Source organism: Paenibacillus sp. KS1 (genome assembly GCF_001680695.1).
Classification (GTDB): domain Bacteria; phylum Bacillota; class Bacilli; order Paenibacillales; family Paenibacillaceae; genus Paenibacillus_B; species Paenibacillus_B suaedae.
Map to the genome: position 1 here is coordinate 1 of NZ_MAIS01000086.1, position 18,352 is coordinate 18,352.

The 18,352-nt window shown below is 48.1% G+C and carries 18 protein-coding genes and 1 riboswitch; of the genes, 9 read left to right on the plus strand and 9 right to left on the minus strand.

What is annotated here, in order from left to right; genetic code table 11:
• Positions 1–238: 238 nt before the first annotated feature.
• From BBG47_RS22455 to BBG47_RS22490, 8 genes are all read left to right on the plus strand, one after another.
• The gene (locus BBG47_RS22455) at positions 239–2,245 is read left to right on the plus strand and encodes a serine hydrolase domain-containing protein (RefSeq protein WP_065293576.1); all 2,007 of its coding nucleotides are present in this window, start codon (positions 239–241) and stop codon (positions 2,243–2,245) included.
• An 82-nt stretch (positions 2,246–2,327) separates the two neighbouring features.
• A complete protein-coding gene (locus BBG47_RS22460) occupies positions 2,328–3,023 on the plus strand; it encodes a response regulator transcription factor (protein WP_065293577.1) in 696 nt (231 codons plus the stop codon).
• Positions 3,007–4,389: a HAMP domain-containing sensor histidine kinase gene (locus BBG47_RS22465; RefSeq protein ID WP_065293578.1), complete on the plus strand. Its 1,383-nt coding sequence runs from the start codon at positions 3,007–3,009 to the stop codon at positions 4,387–4,389. Before BBG47_RS22460 ends, BBG47_RS22465 begins: the two co-directional genes overlap by 17 nt.
• Positions 4,390–4,583: 194 nt before the next feature.
• Positions 4,584–4,690: riboswitch (TPP riboswitch) on the plus strand.
• A gap of 144 nt (positions 4,691–4,834) precedes the next feature.
• On the plus strand, positions 4,835–5,428 hold the full coding sequence (locus tag BBG47_RS22470; protein ID WP_065293579.1) for a YkoF family thiamine/hydroxymethylpyrimidine-binding protein: 594 nt from the start codon (positions 4,835–4,837) through the stop codon (positions 5,426–5,428).
• Between the two features lie 85 nt (positions 5,429–5,513).
• Positions 5,514–6,089: an ECF transporter S component gene (locus BBG47_RS22475; RefSeq protein ID WP_065293580.1), complete on the plus strand. Its 576-nt coding sequence runs from the start codon at positions 5,514–5,516 to the stop codon at positions 6,087–6,089.
• A 1-nt stretch (position 6,090) separates the two neighbouring features.
• Positions 6,091–7,968, plus strand: a complete 1,878-nt coding sequence (locus tag BBG47_RS22480) for an ABC transporter ATP-binding protein (protein ID WP_065293581.1) — start codon at positions 6,091–6,093, stop codon at positions 7,966–7,968.
• Entirely contained in the window at positions 7,955–8,740 is a 786-nt protein-coding gene (locus BBG47_RS22485) for an energy-coupling factor transporter transmembrane component T family protein (protein WP_065293590.1), read from the plus strand. The genes BBG47_RS22480 and BBG47_RS22485 overlap by 14 nt, the downstream gene beginning before the upstream one ends.
• A gap of 87 nt (positions 8,741–8,827) precedes the next feature.
• Positions 8,828–9,115, plus strand: coding sequence for a hypothetical protein (locus tag BBG47_RS22490; RefSeq protein WP_021252109.1), 288 nt, complete (start codon positions 8,828–8,830; stop codon positions 9,113–9,115).
• A 122-nt stretch (positions 9,116–9,237) separates the two neighbouring features.
• Here the strand turns inward: BBG47_RS22490 and nrdR are convergent, their stop codons facing one another.
• Positions 9,238–9,717: a transcriptional regulator NrdR gene (nrdR, locus tag BBG47_RS22495; protein WP_005551582.1), complete on the minus strand. Its 480-nt coding sequence runs from the start codon at positions 9,715–9,717 to the stop codon at positions 9,238–9,240.
• A gap of 128 nt (positions 9,718–9,845) precedes the next feature.
• Here nrdR and BBG47_RS22500 point away from each other — a divergent pair, with 128 nt between their 5' ends.
• Positions 9,846–10,067: an alpha/beta-type small acid-soluble spore protein gene (locus tag BBG47_RS22500; protein WP_021252111.1), complete on the plus strand. Its 222-nt coding sequence runs from the start codon at positions 9,846–9,848 to the stop codon at positions 10,065–10,067.
• 67 nt (positions 10,068–10,134) lie between these two features.
• On the opposite strand, the gene BBG47_RS22505 is transcribed toward BBG47_RS22500, so the two are convergent.
• From BBG47_RS22505 to pstA, 8 genes are all read right to left on the minus strand, one after another.
• Entirely contained in the window at positions 10,135–10,722 is a 588-nt protein-coding gene (locus BBG47_RS22505) for a lytic transglycosylase domain-containing protein (protein WP_175400616.1), read from the minus strand.
• Positions 10,719–11,315 carry a dephospho-CoA kinase gene (coaE, locus tag BBG47_RS22510; protein WP_065293582.1) on the minus strand — a complete coding sequence of 199 codons (597 nt, stop codon included), beginning with the start codon at positions 11,313–11,315 and terminating at the stop codon, positions 10,719–10,721. The genes BBG47_RS22505 and coaE overlap by 4 nt, the downstream gene beginning before the upstream one ends.
• 29 nt (positions 11,316–11,344) lie before the next feature.
• Positions 11,345–12,085: an MntP/YtaF family protein gene (locus tag BBG47_RS22515; RefSeq protein ID WP_065293583.1), complete on the minus strand. Its 741-nt coding sequence runs from the start codon at positions 12,083–12,085 to the stop codon at positions 11,345–11,347.
• A gap of 143 nt (positions 12,086–12,228) precedes the next feature.
• Entirely contained in the window at positions 12,229–13,062 is an 834-nt protein-coding gene (gene mutM, locus BBG47_RS22520) for a DNA-formamidopyrimidine glycosylase (protein WP_065293584.1), read from the minus strand.
• 100 nt (positions 13,063–13,162) lie between these two features.
• The gene (gene polA / locus BBG47_RS22525) at positions 13,163–15,835 is read right to left on the minus strand and encodes a DNA polymerase I (RefSeq protein WP_065293585.1); all 2,673 of its coding nucleotides are present in this window, start codon (positions 15,833–15,835) and stop codon (positions 13,163–13,165) included.
• 160 nt (positions 15,836–15,995) lie between these two features.
• Positions 15,996–16,655, minus strand: a complete 660-nt coding sequence (gene phoU, locus BBG47_RS22530; protein WP_021252117.1) for a phosphate signaling complex protein PhoU — start codon at positions 16,653–16,655, stop codon at positions 15,996–15,998.
• A gap of 33 nt (positions 16,656–16,688) precedes the next feature.
• Positions 16,689–17,462: a phosphate ABC transporter ATP-binding protein PstB gene (gene pstB / locus BBG47_RS22535; protein ID WP_021252118.1), complete on the minus strand. Its 774-nt coding sequence runs from the start codon at positions 17,460–17,462 to the stop codon at positions 16,689–16,691.
• Between the two features lie 12 nt (positions 17,463–17,474).
• The gene (pstA, locus tag BBG47_RS22540) at positions 17,475–18,350 is read right to left on the minus strand and encodes a phosphate ABC transporter permease PstA (protein WP_028533817.1); all 876 of its coding nucleotides are present in this window, start codon (positions 18,348–18,350) and stop codon (positions 17,475–17,477) included.
• Positions 18,351–18,352 lie beyond the last annotated feature (2 nt).

The following is an 18,352-nucleotide window of genomic DNA, read 5'->3' on the forward strand; positions in this document are numbered from 1 at the left end:
ACCCACCAATTATGTGATCAAAACGGCAGAGAATGCCGTTTTTTTGTTGCATCCTTTTCATTTTTCCGCTTACCAAACCTTGATCCTCCTCATAGAATCTTGCATCCCATGTCCCCTCCCCTAAGATTCGGTTGTTCATCGAAAATTTCACTTTACATTAAGGTTACATAGAATCTGGATTAAGTTTGCTCCTATATTCTGATGATGCACGAAAATGATACAGAGGAGAGAGCAAACAATGAATATGTTTTCCAAGCGCGTGACGGCCATCGCACTGACCCTCACCGTAGTAACCGGCTTGCTTAGCGGTACGGGTACAATATCGAAAGTATCTGCGGCTACGCCCGTAAACATAGGACTGCAAGACCCAAAAGAAGTGGAACAATTTGCCGATGAATTTTTTAACCGTCCAGAAATTAAGGACAGTATGGCAGGAGCTGCGTTTGTCGTCGTCAAGGGCGACAAGGTGCTGTTGAAGAAAGGTTACGGCTATGCAGATGTAGATAAAAAGCTCCCAGTCGATCCGGATCGAACCGTATTCCGTGTCGCTTCGATTTCCAAGGTAATCACCGCTACGGCCGTGATGCAATTGGCAGAACAGGGTAAAATCGATTTGAACAAAGATGTGTCTGTATACCTGGGAGATATTAAAATTCCAAATAAGACTGGCACTCCCCTAACCACGAAGCATTTAATGACGAATTCGACCGGATTCGAATTCGGGGACGGCTCCGAATTATCTACCGACGATTTAACTAGAGAAGCATCTATCAAGCAATATGTATCGGACAATACGCCTACAGTGATCCGCAAGCCTGGCCAGTACTACCGCTATGACAATCTAGGCTTTACGATTCAAGGTTACATCGTAGAGCAAGTGAGCAAACAGCCATTTGGTACATACGTGCAGGAGCATGTTTTTAAACCGCTAGGTATGACAAACAGCGATTTCCGCGTAACCTCGAACATTACGAAACACTTGGCCGTTCCATATAACGTGATGGGAGAAGCAATTCCCACTTACGCAACGGTACCGACAGAGCTTCCAGGGGGCGGCATGTTCTCTACTGGTGCTGATATGGCCAACTTTATGCTCGCCCATCTAAACGGCGGCAAGCTGGGTGATGCAACGATTCTTAAGACAGAAACAGCAGCAGAAATGCATAAGCCTCAGCTCGCCGTGCATGAGAAGCTGCCGAACATGGCCTACGGATTCGAATACGCCAATCAGCAGCAATACAACGGACGTTATCTCATTGAGAAATCCGGGGACATGGCCGGGTATCACAGCAATCTGTGGTTGATTCCTGATGAGAAGGTCGGCATTTTCGTTACTGTAAATAAAGATGTTGAGTTCCGCAAGGATTTGTTGGAAGCATTCATGGATCATTATTACCCGAAGAAAGAAGGCGCCCAGGCTCCTCATGAGCGAGCAACACGATCATTGGAAAAATTTGAGGGCATGTACAGCGATTTGCGAAATCGGATGTGGACCTCTCGGATTCGTGCCGAAGATGGCAAGCTTATCGTGAAGGATCCGTTTGGAGAGCACATACTGCATGAAATCGAGCCACTGCTCTTCCAAGATGAACAAGGCGTAAAAGCTGCATTCAAGTTAAATGACAGCGGCGAGGTAAAGGCATTTTATTACGACCTGAAATCAGATAGTTGGACCGAAAAATTAGCGGCGCCGCAGCAATATCAGGATGTTAATGACGACCATCCGTATGCTCCGTATATCTATCACTTGCGCCAATTGAAAGTCATTGATGACAGAAGCGGCGACAACCGCTTTCAGCCTGCACAAGCAATTACCCGGGAACAGTTTATCGGTTGGTTTATTCGATGGGCCGGGGTGTCTCCATCCAAGAGCAAGCCTGCTTTCATAGATATATCCGACAGTTCGTTTGCTAAAGAAATACAATCTGCTTATGAGCTTGGTGTCATTCAGAAGCCTGAGAGCGGCAAATTTCATCCGCAGGAATTGTTGACGCGTCAGGAAGCAGCGACTATTATATGGCGTATGGCATTCAACCATGTGGGTACAGGACCGAAAGAAGCCCGGCTCAGCGGCTCCACCGATACCTGGGCGCGCGAAGGCGTTCAGTTCGTCATTGCCAAGCAATTATTTGGGCCTGAAGTTATCCAAGGGAAAGACGGGGCGTTCGACTATCGATCCAAGCAGCCGATACTGAAGCAAGAAGCTGCAGCAATGCTGTCTACGTTCGCTGACAATTTATTCTAATTCAACACAACTCCCGATCCATCTGCGCTTAGCCGCAAGTGAATCGGGAGTTATTGTTGCATACATAGAGGTGGAACAACAAATGAAAACCATACTTATCATTGATGATGAAGCCGAGATTCGGGAACTGCTGACCATCTATTTGACCAACCACGGCTATGCCACGATTACAGCCGGGAACGGTGCCGAAGCGATGACCATCTTGCAGGAGCAGTCCATCGATTTGGTCATAGCCGATATTATGATGCCACAAATGGATGGCTTGGAATTGCTCAAAAAAACACGGCAGAATTCGCAAATTCCGTTTCTCTTTATTTCTGCCAAGTCTGACGATATGGATAAAATCTACGGCTTGCAGCTAGGGGCGGACGATTACGTGGGCAAGCCCTTCAACCCACTGGAAGTCGTCAGCCGCGTTCAAGCGCTGTTCAGGCGAATCGACTCTTTTGCCAAGGTGGATAGGCAGGAGCAGGAAGTTATCGAAATCGGAGATGTGAGGCTGAATACAAGGAGCTGCCAACTGTTCAAGTCCGGCATCCCAAGAGAATTGACATCATACGAATTCAAGATTGTGGAGCTTCTTATGAGAGAGGCTGGCAGAGTATTGACCAAAGCGCATATTTACGAGCAGGTGTGGGGCGAGGAATACATCGGAGACGAAAATTTAATTATGGTGTACATAAGCAAAATCCGTGAGAAAATTGAGGATAATCCGAGAAAGCCTGTTCATCTCATTACGATTAGGGGGTTAGGTTACCGTTTTGAAAAAAGCAAATAACCTCTCCGGTCGACGTCCCTTAAAACGGGTATTTTTTCGAAATTATGCAGTGATCTGCGTCCTGATGATAGCAGCGATTATTGTATCTCTCCTTAGCACGAACCTATTTATGAGGCGATATATAGATGAACTGGTCGTTGCTCAAATTAATGGAACGGATATTTATCGGTACCCTTTCCACAACATCAGTGGGCATTTGCTGGACAAGTACGGCGGTTGGTTCGAAATCGTGAATGAGTCAGGCGAGATCATTTTTGTCAAAGGAAACAAAGAGGACGACATCAAGCATTACGAAGACGGTCAAATGTATGCCAAGATAGATGTAGAGCGCAACGATGATGCAATCTCCTACCATGCATACCAAGCCAAAGGGCCGAACGGCGAATCTTATGTATTGCTGTGGAAAATTCCTGAGCGCTTGTTGAAATTATCAACTGCGACAACGATCTTTGGTGCATTGTTAGCTATTTTATTATTTATCCTGCTTTACTTTTACGCCCGCTATTCGGTTAGACAAGTGAAAAAGCCGTTGCGGCAAATCTTAGAAGGCATCAAAGAGATGGAGCACTTCAATTACACGAAGCGGCTTCATTATTCAGCCGAACAGGAATTCGCGGAAATACAAGATGCGTTTAACGGCATGGCTGAACGATTGCAGCGCACTTCTGCTGAGAAGGAAGCCGCCGAGAACAATAAGCGAAACATGCTGCTGCATCTATCGCATGATTTGAAGACGCCGATTACTTCGATTTACGGTTATTCGCAGCTTCTGTTGGACAATCAGGCATTGGAAGACAAGGATACCCGCAAATATATTCAATACATTTACGATAAGTCAGCTTATATGGCCAATTTGATTAAAGACTTATTTGAACTGGCGAAGCTGGATGACAAGCATACGGAATTGAGCAAAGAGAAAGTGAACATTACGAAATGGTTCCAGCAGCTCGTGGTGGAATTTTATCCGGAAATAGAAGAGAAGGGATTTGAGCTGGAAGCACATATCCCGGAAGAACCGCTCTATGTCAAGATGGACAAGATTCATATGAGTCGCGTCATCACCAACTTAATTAGCAATGCACTGCGATATAATCCAGCGGGAACGGTGCTCTATGTGTCATGTGCACGACAAGAAGGAAACGTTATACTGTGGATCGGAGACGACGGAATTGGCGTTCAGGAGCCGATCAAAGAACATATTTTCGAGGAATTCATCCGCGGCGATGGGCCGATCAAAGACAGTACAGGCTTAGGTCTCGCCATTTGCAAAAAAATCATAACGCTCCATGATGGCACGATTGAATTAACGCAGGATCAGTGTTACCATACCTTGTTTCAAATCACGTTGACTATTACGGAGGACTAGAGTCCCTTCACGATGTCGGGCATCACCTTCAGGCTTCGATACCACGGATCGTTTGCATGCCGGGATCTAGCCCATTGCAATAATAGCTCCAGTTTGAAGTATCCCTTTTGGTGTTGCACCCTTTACAAACGGATCATCACGTGTATAATGAAAGCTGTCAAGCATATGAACGATGGAACAACTGCATAGTGAATTTCGAACACTAGGGGTGCTGTAACAAGCTGAGAGACAGCGGCAACGCTGTTAACCCTTATAACCCGAACTAGATAATACTAGCGTGGGGAAGTGTAGTCGACTGATTGATATAAGTTGCGGCTTCATCATGTTCGTCATTGCATGAAGCCATGTTATACCCTTGTATCCTCAAGCGTAACTGCACCGACTCACGGTGCAGTTTTTTGTTGTCTGCTGACCACAATTTGATTCGTCAGGGAGGATATAAGTTATGAGTCAGTTATCTTGTGGTACAAGCCGCATCGTTGGTTGTCGCTTTTCCATCTATCCGATGAGCGATCGCTTTGTTGAACTTATTTTAGGAGCGTTGCGAGACACAGACATGTCCAAGGTATGGTGCCATACCGATGATGTCAGCACTTGGGTTCGTGGGCGCAGTGAACACGTATTCGATGTCGTTCAGTCTATCTATTTACATAGCGCGGCAAGTGGAGAACATGTTGTGCTGAATGCTACGTTCTCTGTTGGCTGTCCGGGCGACACACAAGGAGATGCCTTCATGAGTACGGACGAAATTCGAATGAATGCGGAACGATATCAAGCGATTCCTCTCAAGGTCGCAGCTCATTTTGCACTCTATCCGCTCGGAACGGCAGATTACATGGATACGATCTATGAGATCATTGGCCTTGCTAAGGAAGAAGGCACTTTCGATGAGAGCGCTCATTATGCAAGCCGCTTAGAAGGAGATGCACAGCGAGTATTCGCTACACTTGAGCATGCCTTTAATCGGGCGAGAAAATCAGACAAGTCCCATGTGGTGATGACAACTACGATGTCAGCCAACAGCCCTTCCACAAGGTAGCAGCTGAAGAAAAAGAATTTCCAAAATGCAAACTACAAACCCAACGGACTCATCCGATCATCGTTCTAAGAAAAGAGGAATGTTCATGAATTCGCGAAACAGTCAATGGAAATTACGAGATATCGTCGTTCTCAGTTCATTATCTGTCGTGTTTGCCGTCATTTATCTGCTCTTCCTGCAAATAGGCAATGTGCTTGTTGGCTTTATGGGGCCAATGGGATATGAAGTCATCTTCGGCATTTGGTTTATCGTATCGATCATCGCCACCTATATTATCCGCAAACCGGGGGCTGCGGTTATTTCAGAGACAGTCGCTGGATTGGTTGAGGTATTAATCGGCAACGCCGTAGGACCTATTTTGATTGTATCCGCCCTTATTCAAGGTTTAGGCGCCGAAGCCGTATTTGCCGCTACAAGATATCGGAATTATTCAACCAAAGTGCTCATGCTGGCTGGGGTGGGCTCCGCTGTATTCAGCTTCGCGTGGGGGTATTTCCGCAGCGGTTATGCGGCCTACTCTGTTGGTCTCATCATCGCGATGTTCGTCGTTCGCTGTATAAGTGGCGCACTCATCTCAGGTCTGCTTGGCAAATGGATTGCGGACGCCTTGGCCAATACAGGAGTTCTTAGAAGCTTCCCAATTGCAAAGGGGCAGCGATAACATGGCAAGCCCAGCGCTTCTCAATTCCAAGCACCCAGCACAATTGACTATACAACATGACGTCGAGCACGGATCTCATATTGCACTGGAAGCCACTGATCTGACACTCGCCTTCGAGACCGAAGGCGAGCCCGTCTTATCCAACATCAATGTCACCCTGCATGAGGGGGAAACCGTTCTGCTGCTAGGCCCAAGCGGATGCGGCAAGAGCTCGCTAGCCTTCTGCCTTACCGGTCTGTATCCACATGCAATAGACAGTCTCGTTGAAGGCAGTGTCCTCGTGTACGGCAAGCCAATCGAACAGTACGATTCTGGTGAAGCGGCCCAGCATATCGGAATTGTATTTCAAGATTTCGAAAGTCAGTTCTGTATGCTGCGTGTAGAAGAGGAAATAGCCTTTTGCCTAGAAAATCGGGATTGTCCTCGAACTGAGATGGAATCCATGATTCAAGAGGTATTAGAAAAGGTGGGATTACTCGCATGGCGCCATGCGTATATCCACGAGCTATCGGGAGGCATGAAGCAGAAGCTGGCTCTCGCCTGCGCTCTAGCCCTTCGCGTGCATGTGCTTGTGTTGGATGAGCCCACCTCGAATCTCGATCCGTATACAAGACACCAATTCGCTGCGCTCATTGCAGAGCTGGCACGCAAGGAAGGGATGGCTCTGCTCATCATTGAGCACCAATTGGACGATTGGATCGGTATGGCGAATCGCCTGCTCGTGATGGATGAGGATGGAGCTCTCGTCTTTGACGGGCTTCCTGCCTCCTATTTCAGGCATCATGCATCTGAAGCCAAGTCACGCGGTATCTGGCTTCCGCAAGCGCTGGAACTGCAGCAATTCATCCGTGAGTGGTTTAATCGCAGCAACAGTAGCGATAGCAGCAACCATGACGATAGTAGTAACATTTTCGATTTCAGCAATTATGATGAGCAGTTCGTTCATCAGCATCTCGAGTCCGCAGAACCCGCACTAACCGACGAGGATCTACTGGACCTGATGCTGTCGCTCCCTGAATCCGCGCAGCAGGATGTGATGCGTATCCTAACATCAGCTCAATCGAACGGTTCCCCACGGGAGCCTGAGAAAGTCCTGCAAGCGAACAACCTTGTCTATCGGCGTAAAGGGAGAGTAATCCTCGATCACGTGTCCCTTACTCTGCATGCAGGGGAATGGGTGGCACTTGTCGGTCCGAACGGAGCTGGGAAGTCTACGCTCGCTTCCCTCTTGTCTGGATTGACACAGCCGGAGGAAGGTCAAATCATCCTGAATGGCATGCCTCTTCATCGATATGCAGAGCGGGAGCTGAGAGCCTTCATCGGATATGTATTCCAGAATCCAGAGCATCAGTTCATTACCGATACCGTGTTCGATGAACTTGCATTCGGGATGCGCTTGCAGCTTCTGAGCGAAGAAGAAGTACAGCAGCATGTTGGAGAAGCCTTGACACGCTTCCGCTTGAACAAGGTTGCCAATGCCAATCCCTTCTCCATCAGCCAAGGGCAGAAGCGAAGACTTAGTGTCGCTTCCGTTTTTACCGACAGCCAACAGCTATTGTTATGCGATGAGCCGACATATGGACAAGACGCTTATACATCCAAGCAGCTGATGGACACCCTCCAAGAACGAACCCAAGCAGGAGCTACTGTCCTGATGATCACGCATGATATGGAGTGGGTTCAGACCTATGCGGATCGAATTATCGTGCTAGATGATGGTTGCATACGGTTTGACGGCAGCCCTTCCAAGCTGTGGAGGGAGCACCCTGAGCTCGTGGAGAAGTGTCATCTGCGAATGCCGATGAACTTCGCGGTGGCATCTCGCCTACTTGCACAGACGTCAGGTATCGAAGGAGGAGATCATCCTGATACTCCATGATTGGAATCCAAGCATTAAGGGGCTTGCGATCATTATAGCGGTTATTATGCTGTCATTGACGTTCGATCCGGTTACACCGCTTGCAGCACTTGTCTACATCGTTCTATTTACATTCCTATTAGGGAACATATCATGGCGTAAATGGCTGCTTAGCTTCTGCCCCTTCCTCATTATGGGCATCGGCTACGTGTGGACGGCTCTCGTCTTCCCGCGTTCTGCCGATCCCGCTTCAAGTGCCATTCTATGGAAGTGGGGGTCGTTCATCATTACAGAGGCCACGTTCCAGCAGGCGATATCACTCGGACTCAGAGTGCTTATCTTCTCCGCCTTGTCGCTCATCTTCATCTTGACGACAGATCCTGTTCGCTTCATGCTGAGCCTGATGCAGCAGTGCAAGCTGTCGCCCAAGTGGGCATACGGTATTCTGGCAGGCTATCGCTTCCTACCCTTCTTCAAGGAAGAACTGCGCATCATACAGGATGCCCACCGCATGCGAGGCATAGAACGGGAGCGTGGCTGGAAGAGCAAGCTGCGGGCATGGAAGCGTTATGCAATTCCACTGCTCGCTTCAGCTATCCGCAAGTCGGAGCGTGTAGCTGCCGCCATGATATCGAAGGGACTCACAGGCCGACGTGGAAGAGCTTATTATGTGAAGCTTCGAGTTACATGGAAGGATTGGGCCTTGCTCTTCCTTCTGCTAGGCGGAATCGCGTTATGCTACTACGTATCCTGGAAACTTGGGTTCGTACAATGGTATCAAGGACAATTGTGACACAGTATGACACCCTTTTCGTACATCCTGCATAACATATCTAAGCACATTGTGTGTTCCGCTATTATGCGAAAAGGAGGTCTTTCTATGCCTAAAAAAATCACACCTAAGAAGATTACGTCTAAGACGTTATCCCCCCATTACTCCAAAAGTGTAAAGTTCTTAAAAAAATTCGTAAAGATAAAGGCCAAAAACGGTAACATATATACAGGCACCATCGTGAAAGTAGATAAAAAGAGAGTGTACTTAAAGGTCAACTCCGTAAAGCATGCGGGAAAAGTACACACTTCATTTTTCCCTTTCATCTTGCCGTTGGTGCTCTTTGATCTCCTTGCTATCGTGCTGCTTGATACCCGTAGACGAATTATTTTTTAACGGTCTATTCTCCCTCAAATTGTTGAGGGAGTTTTTATTTGGCAATCCGCACAGTAATAGATTGCTCTATAAAATATAACAAACCCCTCAAGCATATGTTGCTTAAGGGGTTCTGGTATGAATTATTTATCTGGATGTTCGCCAAGGGCGTTCTTCGACAGAAGATGATTCAGTTCCTTCATAAACATGCTGATATCCTTGAACTGACGATAGACCGATGCGAACCGCACATAAGCAACTTCATCTACTGGATAGAGCTGCTCCATGACGAAATCACCGATGACACGGCTGTCTACCTCCGCATGGGCGGTATCGCGCAGCTGCTTCTCGACCTCCGAAGCAATCATCTCCAGCCGTTCCACAGATACGGGACGCTTCTCACAGGCACGAATAAGTCCGCGCAGCATCTTATCCCTACTGAACTCTTCCCTGCTTCCATCCTTCTTAATAACGATGAGCGGAGTCTCCTCCACCATCTCGAATGTAGTAAAGCGTCTGCTGCACAGCTCGCACTCCCGCCTGCGGCGAATAGACTTATTGTCGTTCGCTGGACGAGAATCAAGTACCTTTGTTCCTAAGTGGTCACAATAAGGACACTTCATTTTCGTTCCTCCGTTCTACTCTTGATGTTTATCACAATTCACTTTTTAAAAAGTTACCAGTGGTTACCTGTAATGATCTTTGAAAGAATGCACACAATACAATTACCAACCGCAAGGAGGTGAATCAAATGAGCCAAAACAATCGTTCCAGCAACAACTTGGTCGTACCTCAAGCGACTGCAGCTCTTGAACAAATGAAGTTCGAGATCGCACAAGAGTTGGGCATTGCCATCCCATCTGACGGATACTATGGCAACATGGCAACTCGTGACACGGGTTCTATCGGGGGTTACATCACGAAGCGCCTTGTCCAAATCGCTGAACAATCTCTTGCAGGTCAATACAAATAATGACGGAAGAAGCGTCGGACATCATGCGCGATAACGGTATCGGCTTGTCCGATGCTTCTTCTTCATTCTACTTCATTTTCGGATAGATGTTTTTATACTTATCATAATAATGGATAACACGCTGTACGTACAACTTTGTTTCCCCATATGGAATTTGCTGCTTGGCTGTGTCATAGCTGCCGTCCCATACTTTGTTGCGAATCCATTTGTTCACATTGCCGGGACCCGCGTTGTAAGCAGCGATCGCCGCTATCCAATTCTCATTGAATTGCTTATGCAGCGATTTTAGATACCATGTGCCAATAAGAATATTGGGGTCGGCCGTATTTTTCAATTCGTCCAAAGACCAACGATTATTCATCTTCAGCTGCTCCATCGCCCATGTGGCCGTTTCCGGCATCAGCTGCATGACTCCAATCGCTCCCTTGCGAGATTCGCGCCCCGCTTGGAAGTTCGTCTCCACTCGAATGATAGCAGCCACAAGCAGAGGATCTACATCATATTTAGCTGCATATTTGCGGATCTCGTCTTCATATGCAATCGGGTACATCCATCTCCCCAGCCATTGCGACTGAACGAACAGCAAGAACAGCATGCCCACAAACAACAGCAATAGCACTCTCTTTTTGCGGAGCATTTTCATCATACGATTCATGGCAAGCCTTTCTCCGACCAGAAATGGTCGAGCTGCTTGATCGTATCTTCCAGCGAACCGCTATTGTCGATAATAATGTCCGCCAGCTCTCGCTTTTTCTCCATACTCCACTGAGCATTCAGCCTCTGTTCAGCTTCGCGCTCGCTCCAACCGTCCCGTTCCATTAGACGCTGTAATTGAACACTTTTTGGAACATACACTACCAATATCGAATCGAACATCTCGCTTAGACCTGACTCATACAGGAGCGGAATATCAACGACAACAAGACGTTCTGGATAGTCCGTCTCATATTGATGCATTTGACGCTGGATTTCCTTCCGGATAGCCGGGTGGGTGATGCTTTCTAACGCTTTGCGACTTGTCTCATCTGCAAAGACAACCTCCCCTAATCGCTTCCGATTGAGCGTTCCGTCCGCAAGCAGCATGCCCGATCCGAAATGCACCGCAATTTGTTCCAACACGGGACTGCCAGGGAGAACGACTTCCCTGGCAATCTTATCAGCATCAACCAGCAGAGCGCCTCGCTCCACTAGTAATCGGGAGACGGTGCTCTTGCCGGAAGCAATGCCTCCGGTTAACCCGATGTTCATGCCTTCACCTCATTCTATAATAATGCCGCTTACGTCAGCAGCTTAATAATCCCCATTATAATTAACATCAGTCCTGGCACAAATGACAGCTTCCCAATCCAGCGCGCGCCTGCGAATGCAATCCCAACATGAATGCCGAATCGCAGAAATATGCCGCTGAATAAGGCAATAACAATCGCGGTCATGAGTGCAGGATAGCCTAACAGCGCGGCTCCTATACCCGCTCCAAATGCATCCAACGACAACGCTACTCCAAGCCACGCAGCCTCTATTGCACTAATGGTGCCCGAACGATCCATGTCCGCTGCGCTTGGAGTCTTCAATATTTGAATGACAACGCCCAGGCTCTTCAATTGAATGCGCACCACTTGCTTCGGCTCATCCCCCATCGGAATAGATGAAACTGAAGAGGATTGAACAACTGCTGATATATGCATCTGATCTGCTGCCGCATCTTCACTGCTTGCTATCTGATCCAACGGAGCATCCTCATCGTGCGATGAGCGAAGCAGCTGCAGGATAGCCCAACAGCCAATCCCGACAAGAATAAGTGATCCGATCCATTGAGCTACAGCAGGAGATACATACTGAATAAGCAAGTTGCCCACTTGCATCGACAGTAGAATGACCAGGCCAGAGCAGCATGCAATGACAGCAATTGAAGTCCAAGGGATGCGGAGCCGGCGCAATCCGTAGGTCATTCCTACTCCGAAGCTATCCAGACTCAATGCAAAAGCCAGGATGAACAAAGATACTGTATGAATAAGCAACTACCGTTCCCTCCCGCTAGGCAGTTCCCAAGCTAGTGCAAACTAGCGTACAACTCACAGCTTAGGAATCCCGATTTACCATATCATATGGGCAAGAGTGGATAAGAGTGCTTATTCAACTTTTCAGTTTACCTAGGTTTCCATTACTTAGAACGATGCTGGCATACCGGGCAGTAATGGGTACCCCGACCGCCGACTACTGTCTTCTCAATGATACTGCCGCATTGAACACAAGGTTGCCCTTGACGTCCATACATTTGCAGCTGATGCTGGAACATCCCCATTTCCCCTTGGCCATTCACATATGACTTGATAGAAGAGCCGCCAGCTTCAACCGCTTCCTTAAGGGTATCAATAATCGCGCGATGCAGAAGCGCGTACTCTTCGTCCGTAAGCTCATCTGCCGCACGATTCGGGTGAATGCCTGCTCTGAACAGAGCTTCATCCACATAAATATTTCCGATTCCTACTACGATGTTCTGATTCAGCAGGACTGGCTTAATAAAGCTGCGTCGTCTTCTCATCGCTTCTGCGAAGCGTTCGACGGTAAATTCCGGAGACAAGGGTTCTACTCCCAGCTTATGAAGAGGAGGCTGCTCCCATTCCTCACCTGCTGCGAATAGATGAATCGTACCGAATTGGCGGACATCCTTATAACGCAGCTCAGTACCGTCATCGAAATGGAAAATAACATGCGTATGCTTCTCAACTGGCTCATTAGCAGCATATACGCCGTAGCGTCCTTCCATACGCAGATGGGATACAAGAACAAGCCCATCCAGCAGGATCCGCAAGAACTTGCCCCTGCGTTCAACCCGTTCAATCGTGTGACCCTTCAATGCATCACAAAATTGCTCTATTTCTGACGGCCGCTGGATAATACGAGGCAGCGTAACCGTTACCCGCTCAATCCGCTTTCCAGCGACCAATGTATTTAATGTTTGTTTGACTGTTTCTACTTCCGGCAATTCCGGCATGTCCAATCACCTCTTGATATATTCATTATACCGAAAAAGCCGCTCTCATGTAGGCTTGGCGGTTATTACATCGTTCTCGCTCACCGCCTTGGCTTACGTTCTACTTCGCTTCATACCAATTCTCGCCGCTGTTTACATCTGCTCGTAGCGGAACACAGAGCTCAATAGCCGATTCCATTACTTCAGGAACAAGCTTCAACATCGTCTCCATCTCTTCATCTGGAACCTCGAATACCAATTCATCGTGTACTTGCAGCAGCATGCGGCTCTTCAGCCCCGCTTCGCGCATACGAGCATCCATCTGAACCATAGCGAGCTTAATAATATCTGCGGCCGTTCCTTGAATCGGAGTATTCATCGCCGTCCGCTCTGCGAATGAACGCAGATTGAAGTTGGAAGCATGAATATCCTTCAGGTACCGTCTGCGCTCCAGCATTGTCTTCACATAGCCGTCTTGGCGAGCGAGCTTCACGATATCTTCCATATACTGCTTAACGCCTTGGAATACAGCAAAATACTGCTCGATAAACTGCGCTGCTTCCTTGCGCGTAATATTCAAGTTCTGAGACAGTCCGTAATCACTAATCCCGTATACAATCCCGAAGTTAACCGCCTTCGCCGAACGGCGCATGTTGGCGTCAACCTGCTCAGGAGATACACCGAATACGTCCATCGCGGTCTTCGTATGAATGTCCATGTCATGCAGGAAAGCTTCCTTCAGCTTCTCGTCTCCCGAGATATGAGCCAATACACGAAGCTCAATCTGAGAGTAATCGGCAGCAACGATATGCCATCCCTTCTCCGAAGGAACAAACGCCTGACGAATCTTGCGTCCTTCCTCAAGCCGAACGGGAATATTCTGCAGGTTCGGATATTGGCTGCTTAGCCGTCCGGTCGCTGTAATGGTCTGACGGAAGTAAGTGTGGACATTGCCCGTTTCCTTGCGCACTTCCTTCAGTAATCCTTCAATATACGTCGATTGGAGCTTCGTCATTTGACGGTAATGCAGAATCAGTGGAATAATCTCGTGGTAAGGCTCCAGCTTCTCCAATACTTCCGCATCTGTGGAATATCCGGTCTTCGTCTTCTTGATGACAGGAAGTCCGAGCTTATCGAATAGAATCTCACCAAGCTGCTTCGGCGATCCAACATTAAACTCCGTACCCGCGAGCTCATAAATACGCTTCATTGTCGTCTCAATTTGTTCTGTAAACTGCGTACCTAATTGATTCAGCGCATCTGTATCGACTTGAATGCCGGTCTTCTCCATCTGCGCCAGTACGCGAGACAATGGAAGCTCCAGGTCAAAATAAAGCCGGTTCATTTCCTGCTCCTGGAGCAATTGCTCCATCACAGGCTTCAGCTGGCGAACAAGCTTGCCCTTGCGAGCAGCGTGCAGCGCAACAGTCTCAAGTTCAGGAACCTTGAACTTGGCGCCCTTCCCGTACACTTCTTCATCCGTCGGGCTAGACGACAAGCCGTACTTCTCCGCAATCGCTTGAAGGGACAGTGCCGCATCATCCGGGTTGAGCACATAGGAAGCAAGCTGAGCATCGAATGCGGAGCCATCATAGGGAACGCCTGTCCAATGCAGCACCAATTCCGCATAATGCATATCGTAGCCGCTCTTCGGCTTCCCTTGATCCGCGATCCATTCCCGCACGAACTGTGCCTCGTCAGATAGAAGCTCCTCACGGGTCAAGAACCAGTTGGACTCCTCTTCCGCGATAAGCACACCAATAAGCTCTGCTTGATGTGGATTGTCTCCATGCGCTTCCACGATGATTGTATCCGCGGAAGCAATTATCTGCTTCAACCCACTGAAATCGCCATTCACGAGCTGCACGTTCAATTTATCCTCAGACAGCTCTTCATCAGCAGGTGCTGATGCAACCGTGCCGCCCTCGATCAGGCCGATCTTCTCCATACGCTCAATAATTGACTTGAACTCGAGCTTCTGCAGCATCGGAATCGCCGTGTCCGCTTTAATGCCGTGATACGCCATCTCCTCATGGCTCTTCTCCAGCGGCACCTCACGGAAGATCGTTGCAAGCTTCTTGCTCATGCGTGCGTCTTCAGCATGATTAATGAGGTTCTCCTTCATCTTGCCCTTCAGCTCGTCCACATGCTCAAGCACACTCTCTACGCTGCCGAATTGATGCAGCAGCTTAAGAGCCGTCTTCTCTCCAATACCGGGCACACCCGGAATATTGTCCGAGGAATCGCCCATTAGGCCCTTCATATCAATAATTTGTAATGGCTCAATGCCATACTTCTCCTGCAAAGCTGCTGGTGTATATTTCTCAATCTCCGTCACACCCTTGCGCGTGAGCAGAATCGTAACCTGATCAGAAGCAAGCTGGAGCATGTCCTTATCCCCGCTCACAACCGCCATCTCAATTCCTTGCTCATTCGCTTCGCGAGTCAAGGTACCGATAATATCATCCGCCTCGTATCCGCTCATCTCGAAATGAGGAACACCAAGCGCATCAAGGAGCTGCTTCAAGACAGGGAACTGCTCTGACAGCTCAGAAGGCGTCTTCTCCCGACCGCCCTTATAGTCCTTGTAATCTCCATGTCGGAATGTCTCCTTGCCAGCATCAAATGCAACCAGCAAGTGGGTCGGCTTCTCTTCTTCAATAACGCGAAGAAGCATCGTCGTGAATCCGTATACAGCATTTGTATGTAATCCTTGAGCATTCGTCAGAGGAGGCATTGCAAAGAAAGCGCGGTAAATAATATTGTTGCCGTCAATAATGATCCATTTATCCATTGATTCATGCACCTCAATCCATTCTCTACCTTCATGATAGCATAGCCAGTACTAGAAAAGAAAATGATGATATTATGGGAAAAAAATAACCGACCGGGTGATCCGCGGTCGGTTGGAGGATGGAGAATAAGATGACATATTCATCAATAATTCCATATGATTAATTATTCAGATCAGGGCGTTGGTTCGTCACAAGATAGACGACCGCCTCACCGATGTTAGTCGCATGATCGGCAATCCGTTCGATGTAGCGTCCAACGAAGGTAAGCAGCATCGCCTGAGATGCATTTTGCGGATTCTCCACAACGTACGTCAACAGCTCCCGGAAGATCTGGCTGTACAACTGGTCGACGAGGTCATCGTCCTTCGCCATTTTGTAAGCAAGATTCACGTCTTCCTTAATGTAAGCTTGAATCGACTCCCTGATCATCAGCTGTACCGTCTCCGCCATGCGAGGCAAGTCGATCAACGGCTTCATGAGCGTCTGGCCTTCCATGCGCAGCACAACCTTCGCTACGTCAATCGACAGATCTCCCATCCGCTCCAGATCATTGGAGATGCGGAAGGAAACGAGAATGCGGCGCAAATCCTTCGCAACAGGCTGCTGTGTCAAAATCAACTTCGATCCCAGATCGATAATTTTCTCCTCAATGCGATTCAGCTCAGCATCCTCGGAAATGATTCGCTTGGCACGCTCGACATCCATATTCTTCAATGACTCAATTGATTCCGACAAGGCACGCTCTACCCGCGTTCCCATCTCTTCAAGCAATGTACTTAGTTCTTCTAAGGCCAAGTCGAACTCTCTCCGCTTGATCATTTGCAGCTACACTCCTTATCCTTCTTATCAAATTTAGCCGAAGCGGCCTGTAATGTAATCCTCTGTCCGCTTATCAGTTGGATTCGAGAACAACGTCTCCGTATGATCGAATTCAACGACTTCCCCGTTCAAGAAGAACACCGTCTGATCCGATACACGAGCAGCTTGATGCATATTGTGCGTAACCATAACAATCGTGTACTTATGCTTCAGCTCTTGAACAAGCTCTTCAATCTTCAGCGTAGAGATTGGATCCAAGGCCGAAGTCGCCTCGTCCATCAGCAGAATGTCAGGGTTGACTGCCAATGCGCGCGCGATACAGAGACGCTGCTGCTGACCACCAGACAGACTGAAGGCAGAGCGCTTCAAGTAGTCCTTTACTTCATCCCACAGTACAGCTTGCTTCAAGCTCTGCTCAACAATCTCATCCAGCTTCGCTTTGCTGCGGATGCCATGAAGACGCGGGCCGTAAGCAATGTTGTCATAAATCGACTTCGGAAATGGGTTCGGCTGCTGGAATACCATACCTACTTTTTTGCGAAGTGTTTCCACATCAACTTCGTTGCTGTAGATATCTGTCCCACCAATCGCAACTGTTCCTTCAATACGCGTGCCTATGATCATGTCGTTCATGCGGTTCAATGTACGAAGCAACGTAGATTTCCCGCAGCCGGACGGTCCGATGAACGCAGTGACTGCCTTCTCCGGAATCGTCATAGTGACATTTTTCAAGGCATGATACGTACCGTAGTACAAGTTTAAGTTCTTAATGTCGATTAACGTCTGTAAGGCAGTCGCTGTGCTCATGCTATCGTCTCCTTAAATATGTTTCTGATATTTATTGCGTAGAATAACTGCTGAGATATTCATAATGATAAGCAGCGCCAGAAGCACGATGATGCCTGCTGCAGCCAGTTCATGGAATGCAAGTTGCGGTCTAGATACCCAGTTGAAGATTTGAATCGGCATAACGGTAAACTGATCCATAATGCTCTCTGGCAGAAACGCAACGAAAGTCAATGCCCCAATCATAACGAGCGGTGCTGTCTCCCCGATTGCCCGGGACAATGCCAAGATAACGCCTGTCATAATACTGGAAATCGAAGACGGAAGCACAGAACGGGATACCGTCTGCCATTTCGTTGCACCGAGAGCGAATGAAGCATCCCGGCGCGCCCTAGGTACTGCACGGATGGCTTCCTGTGCAGACACGATAATAATCGGCAGCACGAGCAGCGTCATCGTAAGCGCTCCGGAGAGCAAGCTGCGTTCCAGAGCCAATCCGCGTACGAAAATTGTTAATCCCAATATCCCGTACACAATGGATGGAACCCCGGCCAACGTACTAATATTCAGTTGAATTAACCGTGTTAGCCTATTCTTCTTCGCGTATTCCTCAAGATAGATCGCCGCTCCTACGCCGAGGACGAACGAGATAGGAGCCATAATAAGCACCATGTAAATGGAACCGACAATTGCTGATTTCATCCCAGCCTTCGCAGCCATTCGCGAAGGGTAATTCGTAAATAGATCAAGGTTCAAACGAGACAATCCATCCATCATTATCTGAATCAGCAAGGCCATTAGCGCAATAATACCGATAGAAGTTGCCACCAGGAACAGGATATGAAGCACAAGGTCTACTTTCCGGCGGGTACCAATCTGTTTGCGGTTTGCATCTTGAAACATACTCATTA

Bases quoted from the DNA above. Each gene is read 5' to 3' on its own strand.
- polA (WP_065293585.1), bottom strand. From the start codon at position 15,835: ATGGATAAATGGATCATTATTGACGGCAACAATATTATTTACCGCGCT.
- pstB (WP_021252118.1), bottom strand. From the start codon at position 17,462: ATGAGCACAGCGACTGCCTTACAGACGTTAATCGACATTAAGAACTTA.
- BBG47_RS22480 (WP_065293581.1), top strand. From the start codon at position 6,091: ATGGCAAGCCCAGCGCTTCTCAATTCCAAGCACCCAGCACAATTGACT.
- coaE (WP_065293582.1), bottom strand. From the start codon at position 11,315: ATGAACATCGGGTTAACCGGAGGCATTGCTTCCGGCAAGAGCACCGTC.
- BBG47_RS22475 (WP_065293580.1), top strand. From the start codon at position 5,514: ATGAATTCGCGAAACAGTCAATGGAAATTACGAGATATCGTCGTTCTC.
- phoU (WP_021252117.1), bottom strand. From the start codon at position 16,655: ATGATCAAGCGGAGAGAGTTCGACTTGGCCTTAGAAGAACTAAGTACA.
- BBG47_RS22490 (WP_021252109.1), top strand. From the start codon at position 8,828: ATGCCTAAAAAAATCACACCTAAGAAGATTACGTCTAAGACGTTATCC.
- BBG47_RS22500 (WP_021252111.1), top strand. From the start codon at position 9,846: ATGAGCCAAAACAATCGTTCCAGCAACAACTTGGTCGTACCTCAAGCG.
- pstA (WP_028533817.1), bottom strand. From the start codon at position 18,350: ATGAGTATGTTTCAAGATGCAAACCGCAAACAGATTGGTACCCGCCGG.
- BBG47_RS22455 (WP_065293576.1), top strand. From the start codon at position 239: ATGAATATGTTTTCCAAGCGCGTGACGGCCATCGCACTGACCCTCACC.
- nrdR (WP_005551582.1), bottom strand. From the start codon at position 9,717: ATGAAGTGTCCTTATTGTGACCACTTAGGAACAAAGGTACTTGATTCT.
- BBG47_RS22505 (WP_175400616.1), bottom strand. From the start codon at position 10,722: ATGAATCGTATGATGAAAATGCTCCGCAAAAAGAGAGTGCTATTGCTG.
- BBG47_RS22470 (WP_065293579.1), top strand. From the start codon at position 4,835: ATGAGTCAGTTATCTTGTGGTACAAGCCGCATCGTTGGTTGTCGCTTT.
- mutM (WP_065293584.1), bottom strand. From the start codon at position 13,062: ATGCCGGAATTGCCGGAAGTAGAAACAGTCAAACAAACATTAAATACA.
- BBG47_RS22460 (WP_065293577.1), top strand. From the start codon at position 2,328: ATGAAAACCATACTTATCATTGATGATGAAGCCGAGATTCGGGAACTG.